The sequence below is a fragment of the Rhodovulum euryhalinum genome (assembly GCF_004342445.1).
Lineage (GTDB): Bacteria > Pseudomonadota > Alphaproteobacteria > Rhodobacterales > Rhodobacteraceae > Rhodovulum > Rhodovulum euryhalinum.
In genome coordinates, this window is record NZ_SLWW01000037.1 from 1 (window position 1) to 2,099 (window position 2,099).

The following is a 2,099-nucleotide window of genomic DNA, read 5'->3' on the forward strand; positions in this document are numbered from 1 at the left end:
GCTCGGTGACGGGTAGGTCGAGCGTGGTGTAGCGGTTGAGCACGGCGGCGCGGATCTGGAGTTCGGCGACCTGACGGTCAGGCTCCCGCGCATGACCTTGCGCACCGTGTTCCGCGATACCCGCAACTCCCGGCAAATCTGTTTGATCGACTTGCCGTCGACGAGATGCGCCCGCCTGATCTTCGCGATCGTCTCCACAACCAGCATCCCGCAAGACGTCCCCCGAATGTTCCCCGGGCGAACTATGGACCCATGCCCCGCAGGAGGGGTCCCTTTTGATGGGGTGGATGCCCCCGCCCGACGGCATCGCGATGTGCCAGGATGGTGATGCTGAAGTCACCATAGAAAGAGGAGGCATCCATGAATGAGGTTAGCATCGTCGGCGTCGACCTGGCAAAGCAGGTCTTTCAGGTTCACGGCGCTGCGGCGGACGGGCGGGTGCTGTTCCGCAAGAAATTGTCACGCCCGCAGTTCGCGAAGTTCATGGCGGCCCTGCCTCGGTGCGTCGTGGCGATGGAGGCCTGCGGCACCGCGCATTACTGGGGCCGGGAGTTGGCCGGGCACGGGCATGACGTCCGGCTCATCCCGCCGGTCTATGTGAAGCCGTTCGTGAAGCGGCAGAGTGAGGCGGACAGGAAAACGATCCAGTGAATCGTTTTCCCGCCGAACGATGCGGCCGATGCGGAAGCCGTCGCCGAGGCGGCCCTGCGCCCGACGATGCGCAGCGTGGCTGTGAAGACGGCCGGACAACAGGCGCGGGCGATGCTTTTCCGGACCCGCGATCTGCTCGTCGGACAGCGCACCCAGTTGATCAATGCACTCCGCGGCCATCTTGCCGAGCATGGCATCGTCCTGGCCAGGGGCATCGGCAATATCGGCCGTCTCGCCACGCGCCTCGAAGAAGAAGGCCTTCCCGATCTGGTCCGGGACCTGGGGCGGCTCTACCTCCACCGGATCGCCGGACTCAGCGACGAAATCGACAAGCTGGACGGGCGCATCGCGGCCGCCGCGAAGGAAAGCGATGTCGCGCGCAGACTTCAGACGATGCCGGGGATCGGTCCGGTCTGTGCCATGGCGATCGCCACCTTCGCGCCCGACATGCGGGAATTCCGCGGGGCGCGCGATTTCTCGGCCTGGCTCGGGCTCGTTCCCCGGCAACATTCCAGCGGCGGCAAGCAGAAGCTCGGCCGCACCTCCAGGATGGGCCAACGCGACATCCGGCGCCTGCTGATAGTGGGGGCGATGTCCGTCGTGCATTGGCGAGGGCGCGATGGCGGCAGGCCCGGGTCGTGGCTCTCCCGCATGCTGGCCCGGAAACCGCGCATGCTGGTCGCGATCGCCCTGGCCAACAAGATGGCCCGGATGGTCTGGGCCATGCTCTCGCGCAACGAGGACTACCGGGATCCGGTCGGCGCGGTCTGCTGACCGCGGCCGCCGGAGCGTCGGCGATGTGAGGAGGACGACGACCAGCATGGGCAAATGATCGACAAGATCCGGAACGGGAAAACCAGTGGCGTCCAACGAGCCCGAGCTCGCAATTTTGATCTGGACCCCGGTCCGCGCATCACCATACCGGCCCGCGACATGTCACGGCCGCACCTCAGAGGCCTGAAACATGACCGCATCCGATCACATGCTCAGAAGGTCAGAAAATCCTTGCGTCGAAGGGGGCATCCAAACATGGGCGCCGACCCACCCCCGACCTATAAGATCAAGAACTGGCGGGCCTACAACGAAGCGCTCAAGCGCCGGGGCTGGCTGACGATCTGGTTCGATCCCGAGATGACGTGGGAGGCCAGGCCGACGGGCAAGCGGGGCCGACAGCCCACCTATAGCGACGCTGCGATCCAGACCTGCCTGACGATGAAAGTCCTGTTCGGCTTGGCGCTCAGGCAGACGACAGGCTTCGTCGAAAGCCTCCTGCGGCTGACCGGTCTGGACTGGTCGGTGCCGGATTTCAGCACGCTGTCGCGCCGGCAGAAGACCCTCGCCGTGAACATCCCGTATCGTGGCTCGGAGGGGCCGTTGCATCTGCTGATCGACGGCACCGGGATCAAGGTCGAGGGCGAAGGCGAGTGGAATGCGCGCAAGCATGGTGG

Annotated in this window: 1 protein-coding gene and 2 pseudogenes; 2 read left to right on the forward strand and 1 reads right to left on the reverse strand. The window is 65.4% G+C overall.

The annotated features are described in order from the left end of the window. Positions 1–75: 75 nt before the first annotated feature. Positions 76–207, reverse strand: a pseudogene (locus EV655_RS18445) (helix-turn-helix domain-containing protein); the annotation flags it as partial. Between the two features lie 153 nt (positions 208–360). Here EV655_RS18445 and EV655_RS18450 point away from each other — a divergent pair. Together EV655_RS18450 and EV655_RS18455 are read left to right on the forward strand one after the other, a co-directional pair. Continuing rightward, positions 361–1,425 (forward strand): annotated as a pseudogene (locus EV655_RS18450) (IS110 family RNA-guided transposase). Between the two features lie 255 nt (positions 1,426–1,680). Further along, on the forward strand, positions 1,681–2,099 hold a 419-nt coding region (locus tag EV655_RS18455), incomplete at its 3' end, for an IS5 family transposase (RefSeq protein ID WP_132546809.1).